The 21,339-nt window shown below is 37.8% G+C and carries 19 protein-coding genes; 8 read left to right on the top strand and 11 right to left on the bottom strand.

Annotation, left to right across the window (positions count from 1 at the left end; translation table 11 throughout):
* Positions 1–83: 83 nt before the first annotated feature.
* Both K9M53_RS11325 and K9M53_RS11330 read right to left on the bottom strand, forming a co-directional pair.
* Positions 84–2,633, bottom strand: coding sequence for a reprolysin-like metallopeptidase (locus tag K9M53_RS11325; protein ID WP_224014936.1), 2,550 nt, complete (start codon positions 2,631–2,633; stop codon positions 84–86).
* Positions 2,634–2,704: 71 nt separating this feature from the next.
* Positions 2,705–3,868 carry a sigma-54-dependent transcriptional regulator gene (locus tag K9M53_RS11330; RefSeq protein WP_224014937.1) on the bottom strand — a complete coding sequence of 388 codons (1,164 nt, stop codon included), beginning with the start codon at positions 3,866–3,868 and terminating at the stop codon, positions 2,705–2,707.
* Positions 3,869–3,951: 83 nt separating this feature from the next.
* On the opposite strand from K9M53_RS11330, the gene K9M53_RS11335 reads away from it, so the two are divergent.
* Complete coding sequence (locus K9M53_RS11335) at positions 3,952–4,725, top strand: DUF4846 domain-containing protein (protein WP_224014938.1); 774 nt, start codon at positions 3,952–3,954, stop codon at positions 4,723–4,725.
* A 73-nt stretch (positions 4,726–4,798) separates the two neighbouring features.
* On the top strand, positions 4,799–5,254 hold the full coding sequence (locus tag K9M53_RS11340) for a TolB-like translocation protein (protein WP_224014939.1): 456 nt from the start codon (positions 4,799–4,801) through the stop codon (positions 5,252–5,254).
* A 72-nt stretch (positions 5,255–5,326) separates the two neighbouring features.
* Here K9M53_RS11340 and K9M53_RS11345 read toward each other — a convergent pair whose 3' ends face one another.
* On the bottom strand, positions 5,327–6,310 hold the full coding sequence (locus K9M53_RS11345; protein WP_224014940.1) for a pyruvate dehydrogenase complex E1 component subunit beta: 984 nt from the start codon (positions 6,308–6,310) through the stop codon (positions 5,327–5,329).
* Positions 6,311–6,512: 202 nt separating this feature from the next.
* Here K9M53_RS11345 and K9M53_RS11350 point away from each other — a divergent pair, with 202 nt between their 5' ends.
* Both K9M53_RS11350 and K9M53_RS11355 read left to right on the top strand, forming a co-directional pair.
* On the top strand, positions 6,513–6,938 hold the full coding sequence (locus K9M53_RS11350; protein WP_224014941.1) for a hypothetical protein: 426 nt from the start codon (positions 6,513–6,515) through the stop codon (positions 6,936–6,938).
* Between the two features lie 84 nt (positions 6,939–7,022).
* Complete coding sequence (locus K9M53_RS11355) at positions 7,023–8,852, top strand: hypothetical protein (protein WP_224014942.1); 1,830 nt, start codon at positions 7,023–7,025, stop codon at positions 8,850–8,852.
* A 551-nt stretch (positions 8,853–9,403) separates the two neighbouring features.
* Here the strand turns inward: K9M53_RS11355 and K9M53_RS11360 are convergent.
* A complete protein-coding gene (locus K9M53_RS11360) occupies positions 9,404–10,144 on the bottom strand; it encodes a hypothetical protein (protein WP_224014943.1) in 741 nt (246 codons plus the stop codon).
* Between the two features lie 79 nt (positions 10,145–10,223).
* Here K9M53_RS11360 and K9M53_RS11365 point away from each other — a divergent pair, with 79 nt between their 5' ends.
* Positions 10,224–11,306 carry a hypothetical protein gene (locus K9M53_RS11365; protein ID WP_224014944.1) on the top strand — a complete coding sequence of 361 codons (1,083 nt, stop codon included), beginning with the start codon at positions 10,224–10,226 and terminating at the stop codon, positions 11,304–11,306.
* A 79-nt stretch (positions 11,307–11,385) separates the two neighbouring features.
* On the opposite strand, the gene dnaK is transcribed toward K9M53_RS11365, so the two are convergent.
* The 4 genes from dnaK to K9M53_RS11385 all read right to left on the bottom strand — a co-directional run bounded on the left by dnaK (position 11,386) and on the right by K9M53_RS11385 (position 16,213).
* Positions 11,386–13,293: a molecular chaperone DnaK gene (gene dnaK, locus K9M53_RS11370; RefSeq protein ID WP_224014945.1), complete on the bottom strand. Its 1,908-nt coding sequence runs from the start codon at positions 13,291–13,293 to the stop codon at positions 11,386–11,388.
* A 108-nt stretch (positions 13,294–13,401) separates the two neighbouring features.
* Positions 13,402–13,824 carry a GtrA family protein gene (locus K9M53_RS11375; RefSeq protein WP_224014946.1) on the bottom strand — a complete coding sequence of 141 codons (423 nt, stop codon included), beginning with the start codon at positions 13,822–13,824 and terminating at the stop codon, positions 13,402–13,404.
* 206 nt (positions 13,825–14,030) lie between these two features.
* Positions 14,031–14,498, bottom strand: coding sequence for a hypothetical protein (locus tag K9M53_RS11380; RefSeq protein ID WP_224014947.1), 468 nt, complete (start codon positions 14,496–14,498; stop codon positions 14,031–14,033).
* A 74-nt stretch (positions 14,499–14,572) separates the two neighbouring features.
* Positions 14,573–16,213 (bottom strand): ABC-F family ATP-binding cassette domain-containing protein, encoded by a 1,641-nt coding sequence (locus K9M53_RS11385; RefSeq protein ID WP_224014948.1) that lies wholly within the window; start codon positions 16,211–16,213, stop codon positions 14,573–14,575.
* Positions 16,214–16,339: 126 nt separating this feature from the next.
* Between K9M53_RS11385 and argS the strand changes: the two genes are divergently transcribed.
* Positions 16,340–18,136 carry an arginine--tRNA ligase gene (gene argS, locus K9M53_RS11390; RefSeq protein ID WP_224014949.1) on the top strand — a complete coding sequence of 599 codons (1,797 nt, stop codon included), beginning with the start codon at positions 16,340–16,342 and terminating at the stop codon, positions 18,134–18,136.
* A 46-nt stretch (positions 18,137–18,182) separates the two neighbouring features.
* Here the strand turns inward: argS and K9M53_RS11395 are convergent, their stop codons facing one another.
* Genes K9M53_RS11395 through K9M53_RS11405 form a run of 3 tightly spaced genes read right to left on the bottom strand, consistent with a single transcriptional unit; the run spans position 18,183 to position 19,797 of the window.
* Positions 18,183–18,839 (bottom strand): GldM family protein, encoded by a 657-nt coding sequence (locus tag K9M53_RS11395; protein ID WP_224014950.1) that lies wholly within the window; start codon positions 18,837–18,839, stop codon positions 18,183–18,185.
* Between the two features lie 31 nt (positions 18,840–18,870).
* A complete protein-coding gene (locus tag K9M53_RS11400) occupies positions 18,871–19,236 on the bottom strand; it encodes a DUF2200 domain-containing protein (protein ID WP_224014951.1) in 366 nt (121 codons plus the stop codon).
* Positions 19,237–19,245: 9 nt separating this feature from the next.
* Positions 19,246–19,797 (bottom strand): type II secretion system protein GspG, encoded by a 552-nt coding sequence (locus K9M53_RS11405; protein ID WP_224014952.1) that lies wholly within the window; start codon positions 19,795–19,797, stop codon positions 19,246–19,248.
* Positions 19,798–19,836: 39 nt separating this feature from the next.
* Between K9M53_RS11405 and K9M53_RS11410 the strand changes: the two genes are divergently transcribed.
* Both K9M53_RS11410 and cysM read left to right on the top strand, forming a co-directional pair.
* On the top strand, positions 19,837–20,118 hold the full coding sequence (locus K9M53_RS11410; RefSeq protein ID WP_224014954.1) for a hypothetical protein: 282 nt from the start codon (positions 19,837–19,839) through the stop codon (positions 20,116–20,118).
* A 109-nt stretch (positions 20,119–20,227) separates the two neighbouring features.
* A complete protein-coding gene (cysM, locus tag K9M53_RS11415) occupies positions 20,228–21,109 on the top strand; it encodes a cysteine synthase CysM (protein WP_224014956.1) in 882 nt (293 codons plus the stop codon).
* Positions 21,110–21,339 lie beyond the last annotated feature (230 nt).

Raw genomic sequence — 21,339 nt, forward strand, 5'->3', positions numbered from 1 at the left:
AGTGGTCAAAAGTACCATAATAAAATTTATATGTACTATTTACTTCGTAAATGTTTTAAAATGTTTAACAGATAATAAACGTTTTATTGATTCAGTATTTTTTGAGCAAAAACGCCGGTAGAACCGGATATTTTAACTGTATAAACACCTTGCGAGAATCTGTTGAGATTATCTAAAGAAATGCTTTGTCCTGCTGTAACAGATTGCGGCGATGTTTGTTTTACCAACCTTCCGATCACATCGTATAATTGTATTACAACGTTCGTAACAGTGCTGTTACTTCTTAGCGTAATGCTTCCTGCAGTAACATATGTTGGAATTGACCAGGCTGAGGTAATATTCGTAAAAGTAAGCGCTCTTATTTCTGAATAAACAACATTTCCATTTTTTCCAATCTCTTTAATAATATAGGTATTCGCTCCTTCTACAGGATTCGGATCTATGAATGAATAAGATTGATCAATGCCATTACCGGTAACCGAAGCTTTTTGCCCGATCACGAAAAAGCTATCCGAAACAGCCGTTTTACGTTCTACTTCATAATGATCCACATTTACTTCATTCACCATCCAGCTTAACAATACCTGGTTATTGGCAGCAGTAGCGGTAAAGCTAAGCCACATAATAGGAACAGAGGTATCCTGGATAGTGAAGTTATTATCTGAAATATCATAAAAAATATTTCCCACTGCCATCACCCGTAAACGGGCGGTGTTGCTAGTAATACCCAATGGCATTTGTACCTGCGCAGTACCGGAGTTAGATGTACTGGATACTAACGTTACAGGATAGCTGTTTCCGCCATCTGTAGATAATTGTATGGTTACGTTGGAACAATTGACCGGTGCTGCCTGGGTATTCATGGTATTCCATGTAACTGTTTTGGTAGCGCCGCCCAGCCAGGTAATACCCGTTGCATTTGGATAGGTAACGGTGAACGGACCTGAATTACCGTCAACGGTTACACTATTTTTAGTATTGCAAACACCTCCGCCGCCGGCTTTATTATCTCTTGCTGTTAACCGGAAATGTAAGACTCTTGTGTACGACGGCATTATCTCCCCGATGGTAGTAGTATTATTTATTACATCAGACAGTTTGGGGAAATAGCGTGTAGGCGTTGTATCGGGAAGAAACGAACGGAATATAGGAGCATCTCCTGATGGGTGGTTCCAGGTACCTTCCGGTCCACCCACATCCATTTGTTCCCAGCAATAAGTAAGCGCATCACCATCCACATCGGTAGCGCTTCCTGTTAATACAAATGGGGTTGAACGTGGGATGGTATAATTCGCTACTGCATTTACAACAGGCGGCGTATTGCCCGTAGCTGTAGAAGTATAACAGGAAGAACCAAACATGCTGTACGCTTCTATTTCATCAAAATTAACGGCATTAAAATAAGGATCAGTTGTCGTTTGTAAATTATCTGTTGAACAAATAATATTTGTGGATGAATTGCCCGAAGCATAACACATGATAGTGCTTCCACTACCCGGTTCAGAATTAGTCGTTGCTGAAAACTGTCCGGGTTGACTGCATCCGCCCAAGCTTGAATTAAAGGTATGATGTGCATAGAACTCATGTCCTATTTCATGCGCTACATAATCAATCGCAAACCGATCTCCTACAGGATTGGCAAGCCCGGTCGTGCTGTAGGCTTTAGTATTGTCAACACAAACGATTCCTTCTGCGCTTGCCCCTCCATGAATTTCGGTGCTGAAGGTCTGTCCTACATCGTAATTACCGTTTCCGATATTATTTGTAATAGCAGTCTGCCCGTTATCTACAATAGTTTGTTGGCTTGCACCGGTAGGAAAAGGATCTGTATTAGGATTGGTGTATATGATCGAGTTCTCATTTGCAGCAAATACAAAGCGTATAGACAGCTCTTTTTCATAGATACCATTTACCGTATTGATAACTGATGTGATTACCGAAAGAACATCACTGACCGATGGCGTTGAATTATTGGTTACTTTTTGCGCATACTCACCCGTACATGCAATAGCAATCCTATAAGTATGTAATTGCGAGCCTATGCAGGGAATTGAGGTTACCCATTCATCTGCAGGCCGGCTTTGTAATAAGGAAGGAGCTTTAAGTATGGCATCGCTGTAAATACTGCCTTCCGATCTTAGATCAGAAGCATAACAGGAAAGATAAGCTGTTTTATTTCCAAAAGCATATGGACTGATAAAAACCGTATGCGTTATAACCGATGCTATTACAGCATGTAAGCCCTGATTTGTCCAGTCGATTTTTACAGTAGCATAACGGTCATCAATACCCTGACCGGTATATGTTTTTATTTGAGGAAATTTTGCTGCTAATTCAGGAGCCATTATGGGTGTTTCCCAAATGCGAAACCGGCTGATGGTACCATTAGGAAGCGGCAATGCAATAATGGGAGCCGTCTTTCTTGCAGCAAGTTCGTTTTCCTGCGGAGCCTTTTTAAGTAGTTGCATTACTGAAACCGTATCCAGGGAAAGAGTTCTGTATTTATCTGGGATAATAATGCGCCGGGTAACGTTCTTAAGCTTTGATTCTTTAATATCTGTAAAAAAATTGTTTTGTGCCTGCAGGTTGGTTACCAGCATAAGCAGCAAGACAAAAGCAGAGGTTTTTTTCATCGGACTTATTTAGTGGAATAAAGGTAAAATAAATACTATATATATTAAACCAACAGGTTGTTAACAGGTGTTTACTTCTTTGGCGCTACATATGTTTCTACATCACTTAATGCAATTGTTTTTCCGGAAAGTATCACTAAACGTTCAACCACATTTCTCAATTCACGTATATTACCTGTCCAGTTATATTCCCGCAATGCATCCATTGCATCTTTGTCTATATCTTTTTTAGATTGACCATATTCATCTGCAATAATATCGAGATAGTAGTCAACCAGCGAAGGCACATCTTCTCTTCTTTCATTTAAAGATGGAACATGAATGATGATAACTCCCAAACGGTGATACAGATCAAGACGAAAGTTCTTTGCCTCTACTTCTTTCAACAGGTCTTTATTGGTAGCGGCTATTACACGAACATCCACATTAATATCTTTATCTGCGCCCACCCGGGTGATCTTTCCTTCCTGCAAAGCACGCAATACTTTAGCTTGTGCACCGGCACTCATATCTCCCACTTCATCTAAAAACAACGTGCCACCGTTAGCTTGTTCAAATTTTCCGATGCGTTGTTTTATGGCTGATGTAAACGATCCTTTTTCATGCCCGAATAATTCACTTTCTATCAGCTCGCTTGGGATAGCAGCACAGTTCACTTCTACCATCGGTCCTGTATTACGACTGCTTTTTTCATGGATCCATTTTGCCACTAACTCTTTACCTACACCATTCTCACCGGTTATTAAAACACGGGCATCTGTCGGGGCTACTTTTTCAATCGTCTCTTTTATCTTTCTTATACCGGTACTGTCGCCCACCATTTCCTGTACCCTGCTTACTTTGCGTTTTAATACTTTGGCTTCGGTAACCAATGTTTGCTTATCCAATGCATTGCGAAGCGTGATCAGCAAACGATTGAGATCAGGTGGCTTGCTTACGTAATCAAATGCGCCTTTCTTTACCGCTTCTACTGCCGTTTCTATATTACCATGACCGCTGATTATAATAATGGGAACATCAGGGTTGGCGATTTTTGCTTTCTCTAAAAATTCCAAGCCATCCATTTTCGGCATTTTAATATCGCAAAGCACCACATCAAAATTGCCGGAAGAAAACTTTTTCAATCCGTCTTCTCCGTCTGTTGCTTCTTCTATTTTATACCCTTCATAGCTAAGAATTTCTCCTAATGTTTTCCGGATCGAACGCTCATCATCTATAATTAAAATATTCGGCATGCTGTCTTTTTAAATCTTTAACAATTTCTGCTTATGGAATATTATTGATTTCTCTTCTCAATCGTTTCCAAAAATAATCAATTATGTTTAGTAAAACATCTTTCTGTTGCATAGTTATGATATGCCTGGCCTGCAGAAATACTGGCAACACTTCCGCAGGATTGCTTCAAAAACCCGTTGCCGAAGATTCTGTTATCTACAAGCGGATAGAAGACATTCCTTTACCGGAAGGATATTTCAGAAATAATACTGATTCTGCTTCTTTTGCTTTTTGGTTACGGCACATTGAATTAAAAAAAAGCAATACCGTTTATTTGTACAATGGAACTCCAAAAGCTAACCAGGCTGCGCAATTTGCTGTTCTAAACATCAGCGTAGAAAATAAAGACCTGCAGCAATGTGCCGATGCGGTTATGCGGTTAAGAGCTGAATACCTGTTTGCCAATAAAAAATTCGACAGTATTGATTTTACAGATAATGAGAAAACAAATTACCGTTTTACATCTCCTTATACCCGAGAACATTTTATGAAATATCTCGACAATGTTTTTGGCATGTGCGGCTCTGCATCATTATCCAAACAATTAATTAAAAAGAAAATGGAAGATATTCAACCCGGAGATGTTTTAATAAGAGGCGGATTTCCCGGACATGCCGTAATGGTAATGGATGTTGCCATTAGCAGGTCAGGGAAAAAGCTCTATCTGCTGGCTCAAAGCTATATGCCGGCACAGGATATTCATGTACTTAAAAACCCGATGAATAAAGACCTAAGCCCCTGGTACGAGGTGAACAATGATGAGATTATTGAAACACCGGAATATGTTTTTAAGAGAGGTGAATTAAAGACCTGGTAAAATATTTTTCTCCAGACAACAACCCCATTTCAAATTGTATCTTAGTAAGTATAACACCTAAAAACTTACAATTATGAAAAAATTATTGATGGGAGCCGTTGTTTTATTTCTTTTTGCGGTTTCAATATCGATTATTGAAATAAGTTGCCAAAAGAGTGATGCACAACCAGCACCTACCACATCCACCAGAACGGTTTTATTTGCAAAACCTGCAATAAAAAGCATTATTGGAACAGACACAACTTATTTAGGCGCTAATTTATTCGTTTGCAATATTGACGGAAGTAATGCAAGACAAATACCCATATCTCTGCCTTCATCAAGATACATATTAGCCGCAAATTATCTCGGTTATACAGCTTGTTTAACGCCGAATGCAGATAGTGTCGTGTTCAATGCAAGTAGCAGTAATGGGGGTAATGCAGTTTCTATCTATACCTGCGCATTAGATGGAACAGGGCTAAGAGAAATTGTAGTAGGTGTTAATACAGGTTTGCATGATTTCCCTTATTTATGTGATGTTAAATAGAATGTATTCCTGATATTATAAGAAAGCCCGAAAATATTTTTCGGGCTTTCTTTATAACTAAATCTTTATAAATTATTTCTTCGCATACATCACTTCCTTCACCGCTTTCACCGTTTTCTCAACACTTGGAAGATATGCTGCCACTAAATTTGGTGCATAGTGCATTGGTGCATCGGCACTCACCACACGGCGGATTGGAGCATCTAAATAATCAAATCCTTTCATTTGAATTTGATAGGCAATTTCAGAAGATACAGAAGCAAATGGCCATTGTTCTTCCACGATCACCAAACGATTTGTTTTTTTAACGCTTTCCAAAATAGTGAACCAATCCAACGGACGAATAGTAGCCAAATCGATCACTTCCGCTTCAATACCTTCTTTCGCTAATTCTTCTGCTGCATTTAATGCGATCTTCATCATTTTATTGAAGGATACGATCGTTACATCTTTCCCTTCACGTTTTATAAATGCTTTACCGATGGGTAATAAATATTCTTCTTCAGGCACTTCCCCTTTATCGCCATACATCACTTCACTTTCCATGAAAATAACCGGATCGTCATCACGGATGGCGCTTTTCAATAAGCCTTTTGCATCGTATGGATTGCTAACAGAGATAACTTTTAATCCCGGGATATTTGCATACATCGATTCAAACGCTGTTGAGTGCTGTGCTCCTAATTGTCCGGCGCTTCCGTTTGGTCCGCGGAACACGATCGGGCAACCAACCTGTCCACCGCTCATTGCCAGCATTTTTGAGGCAACGTTCAATATCTGGTCTAATGGTAATACCGCAAAGTTCCATGTCATAAACTCAACGATCGGGCGTAAGCCATTTTGAGCCGCTCCTACTGCAATACCTGCAAAACCAAGCTCTGCGATCGGCGTATCAATGATCCTTCTTTCGCCAAACTCGGCCAACATTCCCTGGCTCACTTTATAGGCACCGTTGTATTCGGCAACTTCTTCTCCCATTAAAAACACCCTGTCATCACGTCTCATTTCCTCTTGCATCGCTTCACGAAGCGCTTCTCTAAAAGCAATTTGTCGCATGTATTAAGTTGATTTTAAATTGTAATCGGATGCAAATTTATTCCTTCACCATCAGATAATCAAATTGAGTTATGATGATTTGGCGGCAACGTTGCCATGAAGAAAATTCCAAATTCAAATTCCGGGCAACAAATTACAGTCTGAAAATTGTTGGATGCTGCCAAATCTGGAATTTGTAATTTGGCATTTGTAATATCAATAGATGCTAAAACAAGATAAAAGGATCGACATCGTAAATGAAGTATTGGAGCTGTGCATCATTGCCTATCCCGTATCATCGTTCATAATTAGTTTGTACAAACAATACAATCAAAGAGGCAGTCTTAGTAAAAAACAATTGCAGGGTTTGTTAGGAAAAGCCTCGGATATTAAAGATGCACCTGCCGGCAAGCTGGCAACGCTGGAGGCATTGATAAATAAAATGCCCAACCGCTATAAATCTGAACTACCGGAAACGAAACCTCTATTTGAAAAAGATACCGTCGGCGGCGAATTGATAAAAGAAATACTGGCTAAATATCCGCAACATAAAAGAGTGTTGTTTTTGCAGGCGAAGTATAATAACAATGAAGTGCTCTCCGCTGCTGATATTGCGGAATTGAAAAAGTTTACGCAATTGCTGAAATGATGTATATTATTTTAAAGAAAACAAATTAGAAATACTTTGATATTGTTTTTAATTTATTAGCTTAGATGTATTATACCCCAAACAATGCAAAAGCTTTTTATCTGTTGCCTGTTATTTTTTTTCTGTTCAACGGCAAATGCCAGTATCACTGTTAGCATTATCAGCCCCACGCAAAACCAGGCGCAATTTTACAACACCATACATCTTAGCGTAGATATTTATTCTGATTACGATCTTAAATCGGTTGTAGCAACATTGAATGGACAAAAGGATACTCTCTCCAGTGATATCAATTCTATAGGTTCTTATACATCTGACTGGGTACTCAATGGAATGCCTACCAATACTCCTTTAACCTTAACCATTACTGCAATAGATTATTTCAATAATCAACAATCCAGTTCAGTAGTAGTTGTGTTTGTTTCTCCTCCTCCTGTAGTAAATAAGCCAGAGTTGCCTGTAATGTATTCCAACATTTATCCTTCTGTTCACTTAAAAGGTTCTTATACCGGTGGCGACAGTGTAACTTTTACGGTATCGGCCGTAGCAGACTATTCTCAGATATTTAGTTTTGTTGCACATAATAATATTGATACAATCATTACTATAAACTTAAAAACTATCCCTCAAGGCACTGTATATATTACTTATACTGCAACAGATAAATGGGGGCAGCATAGCGACGAAACTGTTTATGCTTTTTATGATGATAACGTTTTACTGAAAAAGTTTTATGAGGGAAAAGGAGATATAACGGACTTTAACTATGACAAAGTACTGGAAGGTTATTCTTCCTATCAAATAACAGATCTTTCCACATCTGTCTCTACTCCACTTCCCTCAACATTTACCGGAACCAATGTAATTACTCCTTATGGAGTACTTTCTAACACCGGCAATCTTTTTGATTGGAATACCCGTAAGATCTATTCTTTTCCAAATGTTTCTATTAATAATCCTGATACTCCTGCCTATGCCGGTGGCAGTGCACGTTTTAATAATTCAGGTAAATATGCTACCAGTGCTATTGTTTTTGAAAACTATGACGATCCTTATTCTGCATACATAGATATCTACCTTAATAATTTAGAAACACATACTTCTACTTTTTACGCAAGAAGCCGGGGAAATAATTATTATTATATTCCAGGTGAAAATTTTAGTCAGTATGATGTTGATAATGCCGTGGATTCCAGTGGTTATGTTGAATATGTGGATAATCCTATTTTAATAGACGAGGGATATGAACTACCGCCTATTAGTATGCATCCGGCAACTGACAACTATAATCATGCTTATATGTGGGCAACGCCTGTTATGAATACAGACGGAGCTTTTACCGGCTTATATAATGATACACTTATTATTAATCATTCAACCGCAATAGGACTGGGAGTAGATTGCGATAATTATCGATTGGAAAATAAATTTATAGCGTATGAGAAGAAAGGCCCTTCAGGCGTTACACAAATTTGGTTAAGAGATAGCCTGGGAAATAATACACAGTTAACATATTCCGGAACAGTGGATAGTTATCTTCGATCTCTTAATCCACAGGGAGATATTATTTATACTACGGGCACCACAGGTTACCTCGCTAAAAAAGGAACAACATCACCCATACAATTAGGAAATTTGAGTGGAGTTATTTATTACCGCGATTCTGCCTGGTATGAATCAAAAGGAAATACCTTATATAAATTGCTGGTAGATGCCTACTTACCTGTTACCAATGGAGATTGGAATAATCCTGCTACCTGGCAAAATAATACAGTACCCCCTGCCAATGCCGATGTTATCATTAATAATTTTACTATTACTGTAACAGCAAATGCCAGTTGTAATTCTTTAAAAATGGTTAGTCCCGGAAACGTAACCGTTTTACCGGGAGTTAATTTAACAGTCCTACATTAAGGAATAGACTAATTATCATCACATTATACCTATACGAGTACGTCGGGGACGTATGGAGAATAGGTGGTATAACCTATTGCCATAGGTACTGAACTTATACCGATACTGTTCTGAAATGATGAGTTATACATTGCGAAGTAGTGGCGCATACATTATATAAAGATGACGAATAGGTTGGTATAATGGGTAGTAACAGGTTGTCTATAGATGCTGACCAGATTAGGGATAGATGCGGCATAGATAGTTTAACGATGGTGAATAGGTTAAAGAAATAATCGTATCCTCTTATATAACGTGGTAGCATTAGGTTACTTACAATATAGTCACCACTTGCGGATGTATACACCACTATTTCCAGACGTAGTAAGCAGTAATAATTTAGTAGTGAAGATTAAGTTGATTACCTAATTCGATTGAGTTTTATAGGTAATAGGTATTACTTGCGGATGTATAAGTCACCTGCTTTTCCTATAGATAGCAGCACTCTTTAATTTGTCGCAACGTCCTCTGCGAGAGACGTTGCTAGGAATAAATCAGAGTCCTAAGATGGGTTATCTCACTTTTGTTTTAATGGGCTTAAGACCATCATTTGCATAATCATAATAATAAATTCCATCTGCAAGTTTAAAAACCTGTTTTTGAATATAAGCAGCATCAAATGTTTCGCATGCTGTAGGAATTAAAAAAAGCGGAACGATCGTTTTCCAATTCCCATTTTTATACGAATAGGTTATCATATTATAGGTACATCCGTTTTCGGGTGATTGAAAAACAGATAATTCATCCATGCCATCATTGTCCAGGTCTCCTTCATTTACAAGGTAAGCCTCGCAACAGCCAATTATAATCGGTTGAATAGCAGAATCAGAAAAGAACACTGTGTATTCATTCGGCGTTCCGTTAGGATCGTCCCTATCTCCTTTTTGTATTTTCGTTTGTACGCTATAGGCATTTATAGCGTTGTTTCTTTGCTTAAAGTTCCCGAAAATATTTTCACCCACTTTTGCACGAACAACAGCTGTATCTTTCGTTAAATATTGCATGAGCAGCCAGCCAACACTTGTTTTCTCATTACTATTTATAAAACAGGTATAGCCGAAATCATTTTTTATTTTTTGGATAAAGACCCAATCGGGTTTATTAAAATAAGCTTTGCGTTTGGTAGAAGTATCAGGTGTGGTATAAAAATATACTTTGTTGGATGCTGTTGCATTTACTGTGTAGTAACCCGGTTTAGCTTGGCTATAAGTAAACAAAGGAAAACAAAATAGAATGGGAAGTATCTTTTTCATTTTATTAAAACTATAATAAATTTTACATTTATAATTAAAACCGGCACAGGACAGGCGACTGCGCCTAATTGAGGAAATAATGAGAGACAAAAAAAATTTCGATGAATATTTATATTCCTGGCAGGCAAAGCATATTGAAGATTTGCTTGCGCCTAAAACAGGAAAAAACATATTTCAAAGAATAACAAAATGGGGGAAGGGAATACTGGTTTCCTTTCTTTTTTTATTCTCTAAATGTTCCTATACACAAACATATTTCCCCGATTCATTATCTGCAAAAAACAATAAGACATCGAAACGGGTGATGGGCTCACGTTTATTTTTGGTTGTACCTGCTGATTATGAAATGCAATTGAAAAGTATAGGCTACTATAAATTTAAGAAAAATTCAAGCACGGGCTTTCACATTGATGAGCGCTTTGATGATAATTTTTATTCCGCCACTGATGGTTTTTTAAAAAGTTCTTTTATTTTAAAAACTACTACCGCCGGCATGTGCAAAAAAGTAAAGGTGGGCAACTTTGACGGCATTTACTATAAGGGAAGTTTGAATATGCCAGCAGACAAACAAAAAACAGCCTTTCTGATGTTTGGAGATAGTAGTTTTAAAGCTACCGTATCCGGTTATTTTTTACCTGGAGATAAAATAGCAGAAACAGAAATAAATAATATATTGACAACAGTTGGTTACGATACATCTATAATCCCTGATCGTCTTGAAGTGGAAGATTTTAAGTTTAATCAAAATATTACAGGGTTTAAATATGTTAGCGATGGTAGTGAAAACCCACTAGTTTATTCGATAGATGGAGTACAGCGATCAATACAAACAAGTAAAAATATATCCTCTTTTGAACTACGTAAATATAAATGCAACAGTATAGATAGTGCAAAAAAGATTATTAAACTTAAAGTGGAGGGGCTTACAAAATCCGGCTTGGTAAAATCAACCAGTGTTCAACAAAGAAACATACAAGCCAATGGCAATGCAGCTTATGAAATGATTATGGATGGACAAGGGAAATATTTGACAGGTATAAAATTTTATGCTGTTATAATTCAAAAAGAAAATATGGGGTTGCTTTTTTGGGGTGTTGATAGAAACAATGGAGAATGGATGGATAAATTCAAATCAACAGTTCAGTCAATAACGATTGATTAATTTTCCAGTATATAGAACAATATAGTTTTAGTGATTAAAAAAGCCCCGCAATTGCGGGGCTATATTTTTTCCGTTACTTTTATTTCACTTCTTCAAACTGTGCATCTTCCACATTATCGGAACCTCCACCCTGTTGTTGTGCGCCATCATGAGGCTGTTCACCACCGTTAGGTTGAGCGCCGGCCTGCTGTGTATTGTAAATATCCTGGCTGGCGGCTGTCCATGCATTGTTCAATTCTTCTAAAGTAGCATCAATGGTAGCCAGGTCTTGCGCTTTGTGAGCTTCTTTTAATTTGTTCAATGCGGTTTCAATAACGGCTTTTTTATCTGCAGGTATTTTATCGCCGTATTCTTTCAATTGTTTTTCTGTCTGGAAGATCAAGCTATCTGCCTGGTTCACTTTTTCGATCTTTTCTTTCGCTGCTTTATCTTCTGCTTCATGCGCTTTCGCTTCGGCTTTCATTTTTTCTACTTCATCCTTGCTTAAGCCGCTACCACCTTGTATGGTGATCTTTTGTTCCTTACCGGTGCCTTTATCTTTTGCAGTAACGTGTAAGATACCATTGGCATCCACATCAAACATTACTTCAATTTGCGGAACACCACGTGGAGCCGGTGGAATACCATCCAGGTTAAACATACCTAAGCTCTTGTTTTGATTTGCTAAAGGACGTTCCCCTTGCAACACATGTATCTGTACGCCGGGTTGATTATCCGCAGCGGTACTAAATGTTTCTGATTTTTTTGTAGGGATGGTTGTGTTGGCATCGATCAAACGTGTCATCACACCCCCCATTGTTTCAATACCTAAGCTTAACGGTGTTACATCTAATAGCAACACATCTTTTACTTCACCTGTTAATACAGCACCTTGTATGGCTGCACCTACGGCAACAACTTCATCAGGGTTAACACCTTTGTTTGGTTTTTTACCAAAGAAAGTTTCTACTATTTCCTGTACTTTAGGTATACGCGTGCTACCACCAACCAATATCACTTCATCAATATCCGATTTGCTTAAGCCTGCATCTTTCAAGGCTGCTTCGCATGGCTTTAAACAACGTTCAAATAATTTATCTGCTAATTGTTCAAACTTAGCACGACTTAATTTCTTCACTAAGTGCTTAGGCACTCCGTCAACCGCAGTGATATAAGGAAGATTGATCTCTGTTTCTGAAGATGATGATAACTCAACCTTTGATTTTTCTGCTGCTTCTTTTAAACGTTGCAAAGCCATCGGGTCTTTACGCAAGTCGATCGCTTCATCTTTTTTAAATTCATCAGCCAACCAATCCATGATCACTTTATCAAAATCATCACCACCTAAATGCGTATCACCATTGGTACTTTTTACTTCAAATACACCATCACCTAATTCCAGCACCGATACGTCGAATGTACCACCACCTAAGTCAAACACTACTATTTTCTGATCGTGCTTGCCTTTATCCAAACCATATGCTAAGGCTGCTGCAGTAGGTTCGTTTACAATTCTACGAACAGTTAACCCTGCAATTTCACCGGCTTCTTTAGTTGCCTGGCGTTGCGCATCGTTAAAGTAAGCAGGCACTGTAATAACCGCTTCGGTTACATCCTGTCCAAGGTAATCTTCAGCAGTTTTTTTCATTTTCTGCAGTACCATTGCACTGATTTCCTGTGGCGTATACTGTCTGCCATCTATATCAATACGAACGGTATTATTGTCACCTTTTACTATTTTATAGCTCCAATGTGAGCTTTCTTCTGTTACTTCATCGAAACGGCGACCCATAAAACGCTTAACACTGCTGATAGTATTGTGCGGATTGGTAATTGCCTGGCGTTTGGCAGGATCTCCTACTTTACGCTCTCCGTTTTTCAAAAAAGCCACTACCGACGGGGTTGTACGGCGCCCTTCGTCGTTGGCGATCACTACCGGTTCGTTTCCTTCCATTACGGCAACGCAACTATTGGTAGTTCCTAAGTCTATTCCTATTATTTTTCCCATGATTATTGTGTTTTAAGTTCCCTATTGTTTGACAAGCATTATGCCAAGGGAGGTAAGAGTGAAAAAATGGCAGGATGTTAAAAAGCAAGGTAACGAGGCAACAAGTGATCAGACGGTAACCTTTGTTCTAAAAGTAAAATGCCTTTGGGTTATATAGCTAACGGCGATAATAATAACAGTTGCGATAACCTGGGATAATACAGGCTTGATGTGAAAATATTCAACGAACATTTTCAACAGTACATAGTTGAGGCAGAAATTAAAGATAAAGGAGAGAAAATAACGAAACAGCTGCACCCGTCCTCTCAAATTAGAATCTACAAATACCACATATTTATTAAGAAAAAAGCCCATTGTAAAAGAAGTTAGCCCGTAAATTATCAACGCAAAACTGTATGGCTTAAAAGAATAAAACAAAATATCAATATCCTGCTTTTTTGCTATTAGATGATATACAATAATAAACATAGCAAAAGAAAATACCACATTAGAACCTCCGCAAACTGCATAACGGAATGTCTGCAAAGGCATTATCTTCCTTAAAGGAGGAAAATAAAAAAAATCAATAAAGCTCTTAATTTTCTCTTTCGGCATAATCGGCGGCGAAGATATATATTTTAAGGGTTTCACGCAAAGACGCAAAGGATACAAAGACGCAAAGAATATGTTATTTCATAAATCAATAAAACAAAAATGCCCCCGATCAACGAGAGCATTATAAAATATTGTAAGATGAACTAGAACGTGTAACGTATAGCTATACCACCCCATCCACCATAAAATCCGTTGCCGTAATTAGAACCAAATTCAAATGAAGGCTGCCAATCGACCGACAAATTAATAGGGGCTCCTTGTATCTTATAATCCAACCCTAACACACCATCCACACCTAAAGAACTTCCACCACCGTATTTAGTACCATAAAAACCTACGTGCGCACCACCACCAACATACCATTTTAAACCTTGTACGTCTTTTATGTCCTGGTGCCATTCGTATAAGCCGGTTATTCTAAATCCATAATCCCTGAAATAACCTAAGCCTTCAATAGCAGCATCATCCTTAATAAAATGTTTGATAGTGATCGCACCGGGATAGAATTTAAGACCCAATGCAGTAGTGTAATCGGATGAAAGATTTTGTGCTTTCAATCCTGTTATAGCCATACACGTTAGTAACGAAAAAAGGAAAAGTGTTTTTCTCATAAAAAATATAATTTGTAATCAGTTAGACAAAAAAATCATGCCAAAGGATGCATGTGTTTTATAATAACATTGTTTTAAGCATTTACCATATCGCCGTACATTTCTTCACGCAATGCTTTTACTCTCGTATCCTCCAGGTATTCATCGTAGGTCATTAACCGATCAATGATACCTTTAGGTGTTATTTCAATAATACGATTTGCCACTGTTTGCATGAACTGGTGATCGTGTGTGGTGAATAATACTACTCCCGGGAAACTGATCATACCATCGTTGAACGCTGTGATACTTTCCAGATCCAAGTGATTCGTTGGTTCATCCAATATTACCAGGTTAGGATTTTGCAACATCATCTTGCTAACCATGCAACGCACTTTTTCTCCACCACTTAATACATTGGTTTTCTTTAATATCTCATCGCCACTGAACAACATCTTACCTAAAAATCCGCGTAAAAAATCTTCATCCACATCTGTTACATGTGGCGGTACAAACTGGCGTAACCAATCCATCAAATTTAAGGAGCCCTGAAAAAATTCTGTGTTATCATTCGGTAAATAAGCTGAAGTAATAGTAGTACCCCATTCGTATTTGCCGCTATCGGCTTTGTCCTTTCCATTAATAATATCAAAGAAAGAAGTTAACGCTACATGGTCTTTGCTTAAGAAGGCAATTTTTTGCCCTTTAACTATGTCAAAATTTACGTTACTGAACAATGTTCTGCCATCAATGGACTTAGATAATTTCTCCACATTGAGGATTTGATTCCCCACTTCCCTATCCGGCTTAAAAATAATGCCCGGGTATTTACGGCTGCTCGGTGTGATATCTTCAAATACCAGCTTATCCAATGCTTTTTTACGAGATGTTGCTTGTTTTGATTTAGAAGCGTTCGCACTAAAACGGGCAATGAAATCCAACAGGTCTTTCTTCTTTTCTTCCATTTTCTTGTTCTTGTCCGAAGCTTGTCTGGCTGCTAATTGCGAGCTCTCGTACCAGAATGAATAGTTACCTGTATATATCTTGATCTTCAATTTGTCAACGTCTGCTACATGCGTACATACTGCATCTAAAAAGTGACGATCGTGACTTACTACTAATACAATGTTTTCGTAATCAGCCAAGAAGTTTTCTAACCAGCTGATGGTTTCAACATCCAGGTTATTCGTAGGTTCATCCAATAATAATATATCAGGATTACCGAATAATGCCTGCGCTAATAGCACCCGTACTTTTAAGTTACCGGCAATATCCTTCATCAGCATATTATGCAAATCTTCGCCTACTCCTAATTCGCTTAAAAAAGTAGCCGCATCGCTTTCTGCTGTGTAACCACCCATTTCACCAAATTCTGCTTCCAGTTCACCGGCTTTGATACCGTCTGCTTCACTAAAATCTTCCTTTAAATAGATGGCATCTTTTTCGGTCATCACGTCCCACATTTTTTTGTGGCCCATCATTACCGTATGCAATACCGTTACTTCATCAAATTCAAAATGGTTTTGTTTTAAGATAGCCATGCGTTCACCGGGCGTAATATCCACGGTTCCTTTATTAGGCTCAATCTCGCCACTTAATATTTTTAAAAAAGTAGACTTACCGGCACCGTTTGCACCAATAACACCATAACAATTACCCTTGGTAAAATTAATCTTTACCTCATCGAACAAAACACGCTTACCGTAGGCCAGCGTTACATTATTTACACTTATCATAATTTGAAAATGGCCGCAAAGATAATGAAAGGCAACGAGGCAAAAAGGCAACGAGGCAAAGAGTTGTAAAATAATTTCTTGTTGCCTCATTGCCTCGTTGCCTTTTTGCCTCCTTATCTTTGCTCTATGTCCATAGTCAGTACAATTCAACAAGCAGCCGTTAAGAGCCTTTCTGCATTATACAATCAATCCTTTACAGAAAAAGATTTTCAAATAAACCAAACCAAGCCCGAGTTTGAAGGTGATTATACCATTGTATTATTTGCATTGGTAAAACAATTGAAAAAATCTCCTGAAGGTTTGGGTAAAGAAATTGGAGAACATATCATTCAAAGTAATCCTGATCTGTTTTCATCTTTTAATGTAATTAAAGGATTTTTAAACTTAAGTGTTGCTGATAATTATTGGGCTGATTTCTTACAATCCAACTTCAACAATGAAGCATTTGGCAAAAAACAAAGCAATGGGAAAAAAGTAATGGTAGAGTATTCTTCTCCCAATACCAATAAACCTTTACATCTTGGACATTTAAGAAATAATTTTTTAGGTTGGAGCATTGCAGAAATTTTAAAAGCAAACGGTTTTGATGTTATCAAAAGCTGTATTGTAAACGACAGGGGCATTCATATCTGCAAAAGCATGATCGCATGGCAATTATTTGCAAACGGCGCTACGCCACAATCAACCAATACAAAAGGCGATCATTTTGTGGGTGAATATTATGTGAAATTCAATGACGAATATAAAAGACAAGTTGACGAACTAGCGGCAACAGGTATGTCAAAAGACGAAGCAGAAAAGGAAGCACCAATAATGAAAGCAACCCAACAAATGTTATTGGATTGGGAAGCGGGAAAGCCAGATGTAATGGAGCTTTGGAGAACAATGAACAGCTGGGTATATGAAGGTTTCGATATTACGTATAAAAGAATAGGCAGCGACTTTGATAAAACTTATTACGAAAGCAATACTTACCTATTAGGAAAAGATATTGTTCAGCAAGGTTTATCAAAACGTGTTTTTTATCAAAAAGAAGATGGCAGCGTTTGGATCGATCTTACTGCTGATGGGTTGGATGAAAAAATAGTTCAACGTAAAGATGGTACTTCTGTTTATATAACACAGGACATTGGCTTAGCCATGCAGAAGTACGATGAATATAAAATTGATCAAAGCATTTATGTGATAGGTAACGAACAGGATTATCACATGAAAGTGTTGCAGCTGATCTGTAAAAAATTGGAAATGCCTTCTGCTGATGGCATCTATCATCTAAGTTATGGAATGGTGGAATTACCAAGCGGCAAAATGAAAAGCAGAGAAGGAACGGTTGTTGATGCAGATGATCTGGTAGATGAAATGATCGCTACCTCGCAACAACACACAGAAGAATTAGGAAAAGTAAAAGACTTTACTGCAGATGAACTAAAAGACCTCTACAATACGATTGGCTTAGGTGCCATGAAGTTTTATTTACTAAGAGTAGATCCTAAAAAAACAATGGTGTTTAATCCGCAGGAGTCTATCGACTTTCATGGATTTACGGGGCCGTTTGTGCAATATACGTATGCAAGGATCAGGAGTATTTTGAGAAAAAGCGATCCGTCAATCGTCAATCGTGAGACGTCAGACGTCAATACGTCTCACGCTTCACTTTTATCGTTAGAAAAAGAACTCATTGTTACACTCGAGCAATACCCAACCATAATTGAGCAAGCTTATATTGAACACAATCCGTCTGCTATTGCTATTTATGTTTTCAATCTTGCCAAAATATTTAATTCATTTTACAGTGAGCATTCTATTGCTAACGCAGAATCAGAAGGAAAGAAACAATTACGTTTGCAATTGGCTGTAATGACTTCTTCTGTTATTAAAAGCGCAATGCAGTTGTTGGGCATACATGTTCCTGAAAGGATGTAAGATTACATGAATATTTTACGTTGTAAAGGCTTACCTGGCATGTATTTTATTCTTTGATCTCAACAACCCTGTTTTCTAATATTCTGTCATTGGCCTCGCCTTCAACTTTAATTTTAATGTTAGTAAAAATTATCTTATCGCCAATGGCAGGCTTTAAAATACTTTGCAGGTTATCTGTTCCTTTTACATTTAAGACAGTGCTTTTATTTTGCCTAACTGTTGTAATAGTAAAGCTTCTCACGCTTGCGTTGAACAGAACATCCGGAACAGCAGCTTTTGTTGTTAAGAATTGAATACTCTTTACCTGTTGAACGGAAAGCAAATTTTTTAACATGGACGTATCATGATCACTTGAAATTATTGCTATTGCCGGATCAGGCATGGGAACACAATCAAAGTAATCATATCGCTCGGCAGTAGTTGCTTCACTTAGCTTTTCTTTTATCGTGATCCTGATCTTTCCGGGCTTTGATGGCTTGATGTATTTTTTATTATCAATGGTCAGCAATTCACCGCTATCAATTTTCATTTCGAATGTTCCGCCTTTGATGGATCGTAATGAATATTCATTCAATACATCTTTATAGAATATTTTTGTTTTGGTTTCTACAATTGCAGCGGGGCATTGTGCAAATAAATTACCGAATGAGCTAATAAGAAGGAATACAAGGAGTATTGTTGCTGATCTTTGGGATGTTCTCATATTGATGGGTTAAAGTAGTATTTAGTTATTATTACGCTTTTCGCAAGATCTTTTCCATTGCTTTACCTTTTGCCAATTCATCTATCAGCTTGTCTAAGTATCTTACTTTTTTCGTTAACGAATTTTCAATGTCTTCTACTCTGTAACCGCAAATAACACCTGTTATTAAATGCGCATGAGGATTTAGTTTTGCTTTCTCAAAGAAGGTTGCAAAACTTACTTTATCAGCAACCAACTGTTGAATGTTTTTTTCATTAAAACCGGTTAACCATTTTATTACCTGGTGCAATTCCTCTATTGTTCTGCCTTTGCTTTCTACTTTTTTTATATAATAAGGATAAACCGCTGCAAAGGTGGTTTTTGCCATACGCTCGTTGTGTTCGGGAGTGGGTTGCATGGTGATAGTTTAGTGTAAATTAGCAAAATGTTTTACTAAACCAATTTTACTACTGTCTGTAATAATTATTTGCGGAAACAGGTCGTCTTTGGTATCGGGTATACCATCTTGTCCTGATGAAAAAAGAGAATATTTGCTCCCTCTTTTTTCGTAGTTGTAATAGCCCCCTTCTTTTGCATTTAGTCCTTGAGCCACGTCAATAACCGGGGCTAATTTATCATCATCTGAAACCTGTTTTAAATTATCGGGATATTGTCCATGCTGTAATTTATAGAATTCAATATTTTTCACTAAGCTGTTTAGCTGCATTTGGGCAATATTTTCGAATCCCTTTTTGAAAGGAGAAAGATGTGTGCTTGCATAGAAAATTAATGAATAAAAAACGATCGTCCATATTATCCCTGCTGCACCGATTATTGAAAGCCATTTGTCTTTATACTTTATAAGGCCGTATAGTAACAATGCTAAACCCACAAATGCACCAACTAAAGGAATTAAGCAAAGAAGCCCTATTAAATAAGGCGGTTTAGGTTTTTTTGGTGGGATGGTAGATGTTTCCATTTTTACATGTGATAATATCGCAGAACAATTTAAGAACTAATGTTCAAATTTATTTGTGGATATTGTCTTTGGCGCTTACTTCATGAACCTTTCTCAAGTAAACTTTCGCTTCGCCTCCTCACCAGTAATTGCAGTAGGCGCCTCTTTTGGTTCGGTATTGCCGCAGGCAAGATTGAAAAAAATGCGCAGCAGATTTTTTTCAAAGAAGCAAAAGCAGCGCCGGTGCAGTTACGCAGCTGCGCCGGCTGTGGAGGCGAAAGTTTCAAACTAAATATTTTTACATTTTTTGAAAGAATATTTAAAAAAGTCCGTCTTCGATAAACTCAGGCTGCCACCAAGTATATATTGTTAGACCAACAAAGTATTTCTTCCATTTCTGTAACAATTTGTTTAGATATTTGTATTTACATAAACAAAACAACTGAAACAGATGCCGGGAATATTAGATCTGGTTGGTAACACTCCCTTAGTAGAATTAAAACATATACCTACCAATAAAAATGTAACCATTTATGCAAAGCTGGAAAGTTATAATCCTGGTGGTAGCGTAAAAGACCGTGCTGCTTATGGCATGATAAAAGGCGCTATTGACCGTGGCGAATTAAAACCCGGAATGAAATTGATTGAAGCTACCAGCGGCAATACCGGGATTGCATTGGCAATGATCGCCCGCTTATTTAATATAGAAATAGAAATAGTAATGCCCGAAGATTCTACCAAAGAACGGGTGTTGACCATGGAAGCTTTTGGCGCTAAGGTTATTCTTACACCAAAAGAGCGCTCTATGGAAGGTGCTATTGATTATGCCAATGAACAATTGGCAAAAGGCGGTTATTTAATGTTGAACCAGTTTGCCAATGCAGACAATTGGGGTATGCATTATAAAACCACCGGTCCTGAAATATGGAAAGACACAAAAGGGACGATCACGCATTTTGTTTCTTCGATGGGAACTACAGGTACGATAATGGGCGTATCTAAATATTTAAAAGAACAAAACCCCGATATACAAATTGTAGGTTGCCAGCCAAGGGAAGGTTCCCGCATACCGGGTATTCGTAAATGGGCGGAAGCTTACCTGCCTAAAATATTCGATAGAAAAAGAGTGGATCGCATTATTGAATTAGATGAAAAAGAAGCCCGTGCTATGACCAAACGCCTGGCAAGAGAAGAAGCTATTTTTGCGGGAATGAGCAGCGGCGGTGCTGTACATGCAGCCATTGAATTATCTAAAGGGTTAAGTTCGGGAGTAATTGTTTGTATTATCTGCGATAGCGGCGACAGGTATTTATCTTCGGGGTTATTTGATTGATATTTTACGCAAAGAACGCTTAGAAACAAAGACGCAAAGGTTGGTTGCAGTATAAAAAAATAGTTGCTTTAGCACATACTAAATCAAAACTAACAGGCGTTATAATAGTAGTTAAGTAAGTTTTTTAATAATTTAAAAGCCGGGCAGTGAAACACCCGGTTTTTTTATTTTATATACACCCTTCTTCCCTTCATTTTTTGAGTTAAATTATTCAGTCCGTCTTTTACAAG

It is taken from the genome of Ferruginibacter albus, from assembly GCF_020042285.1.
Lineage (GTDB): Bacteria > Bacteroidota > Bacteroidia > Chitinophagales > Chitinophagaceae > Ferruginibacter > Ferruginibacter albus.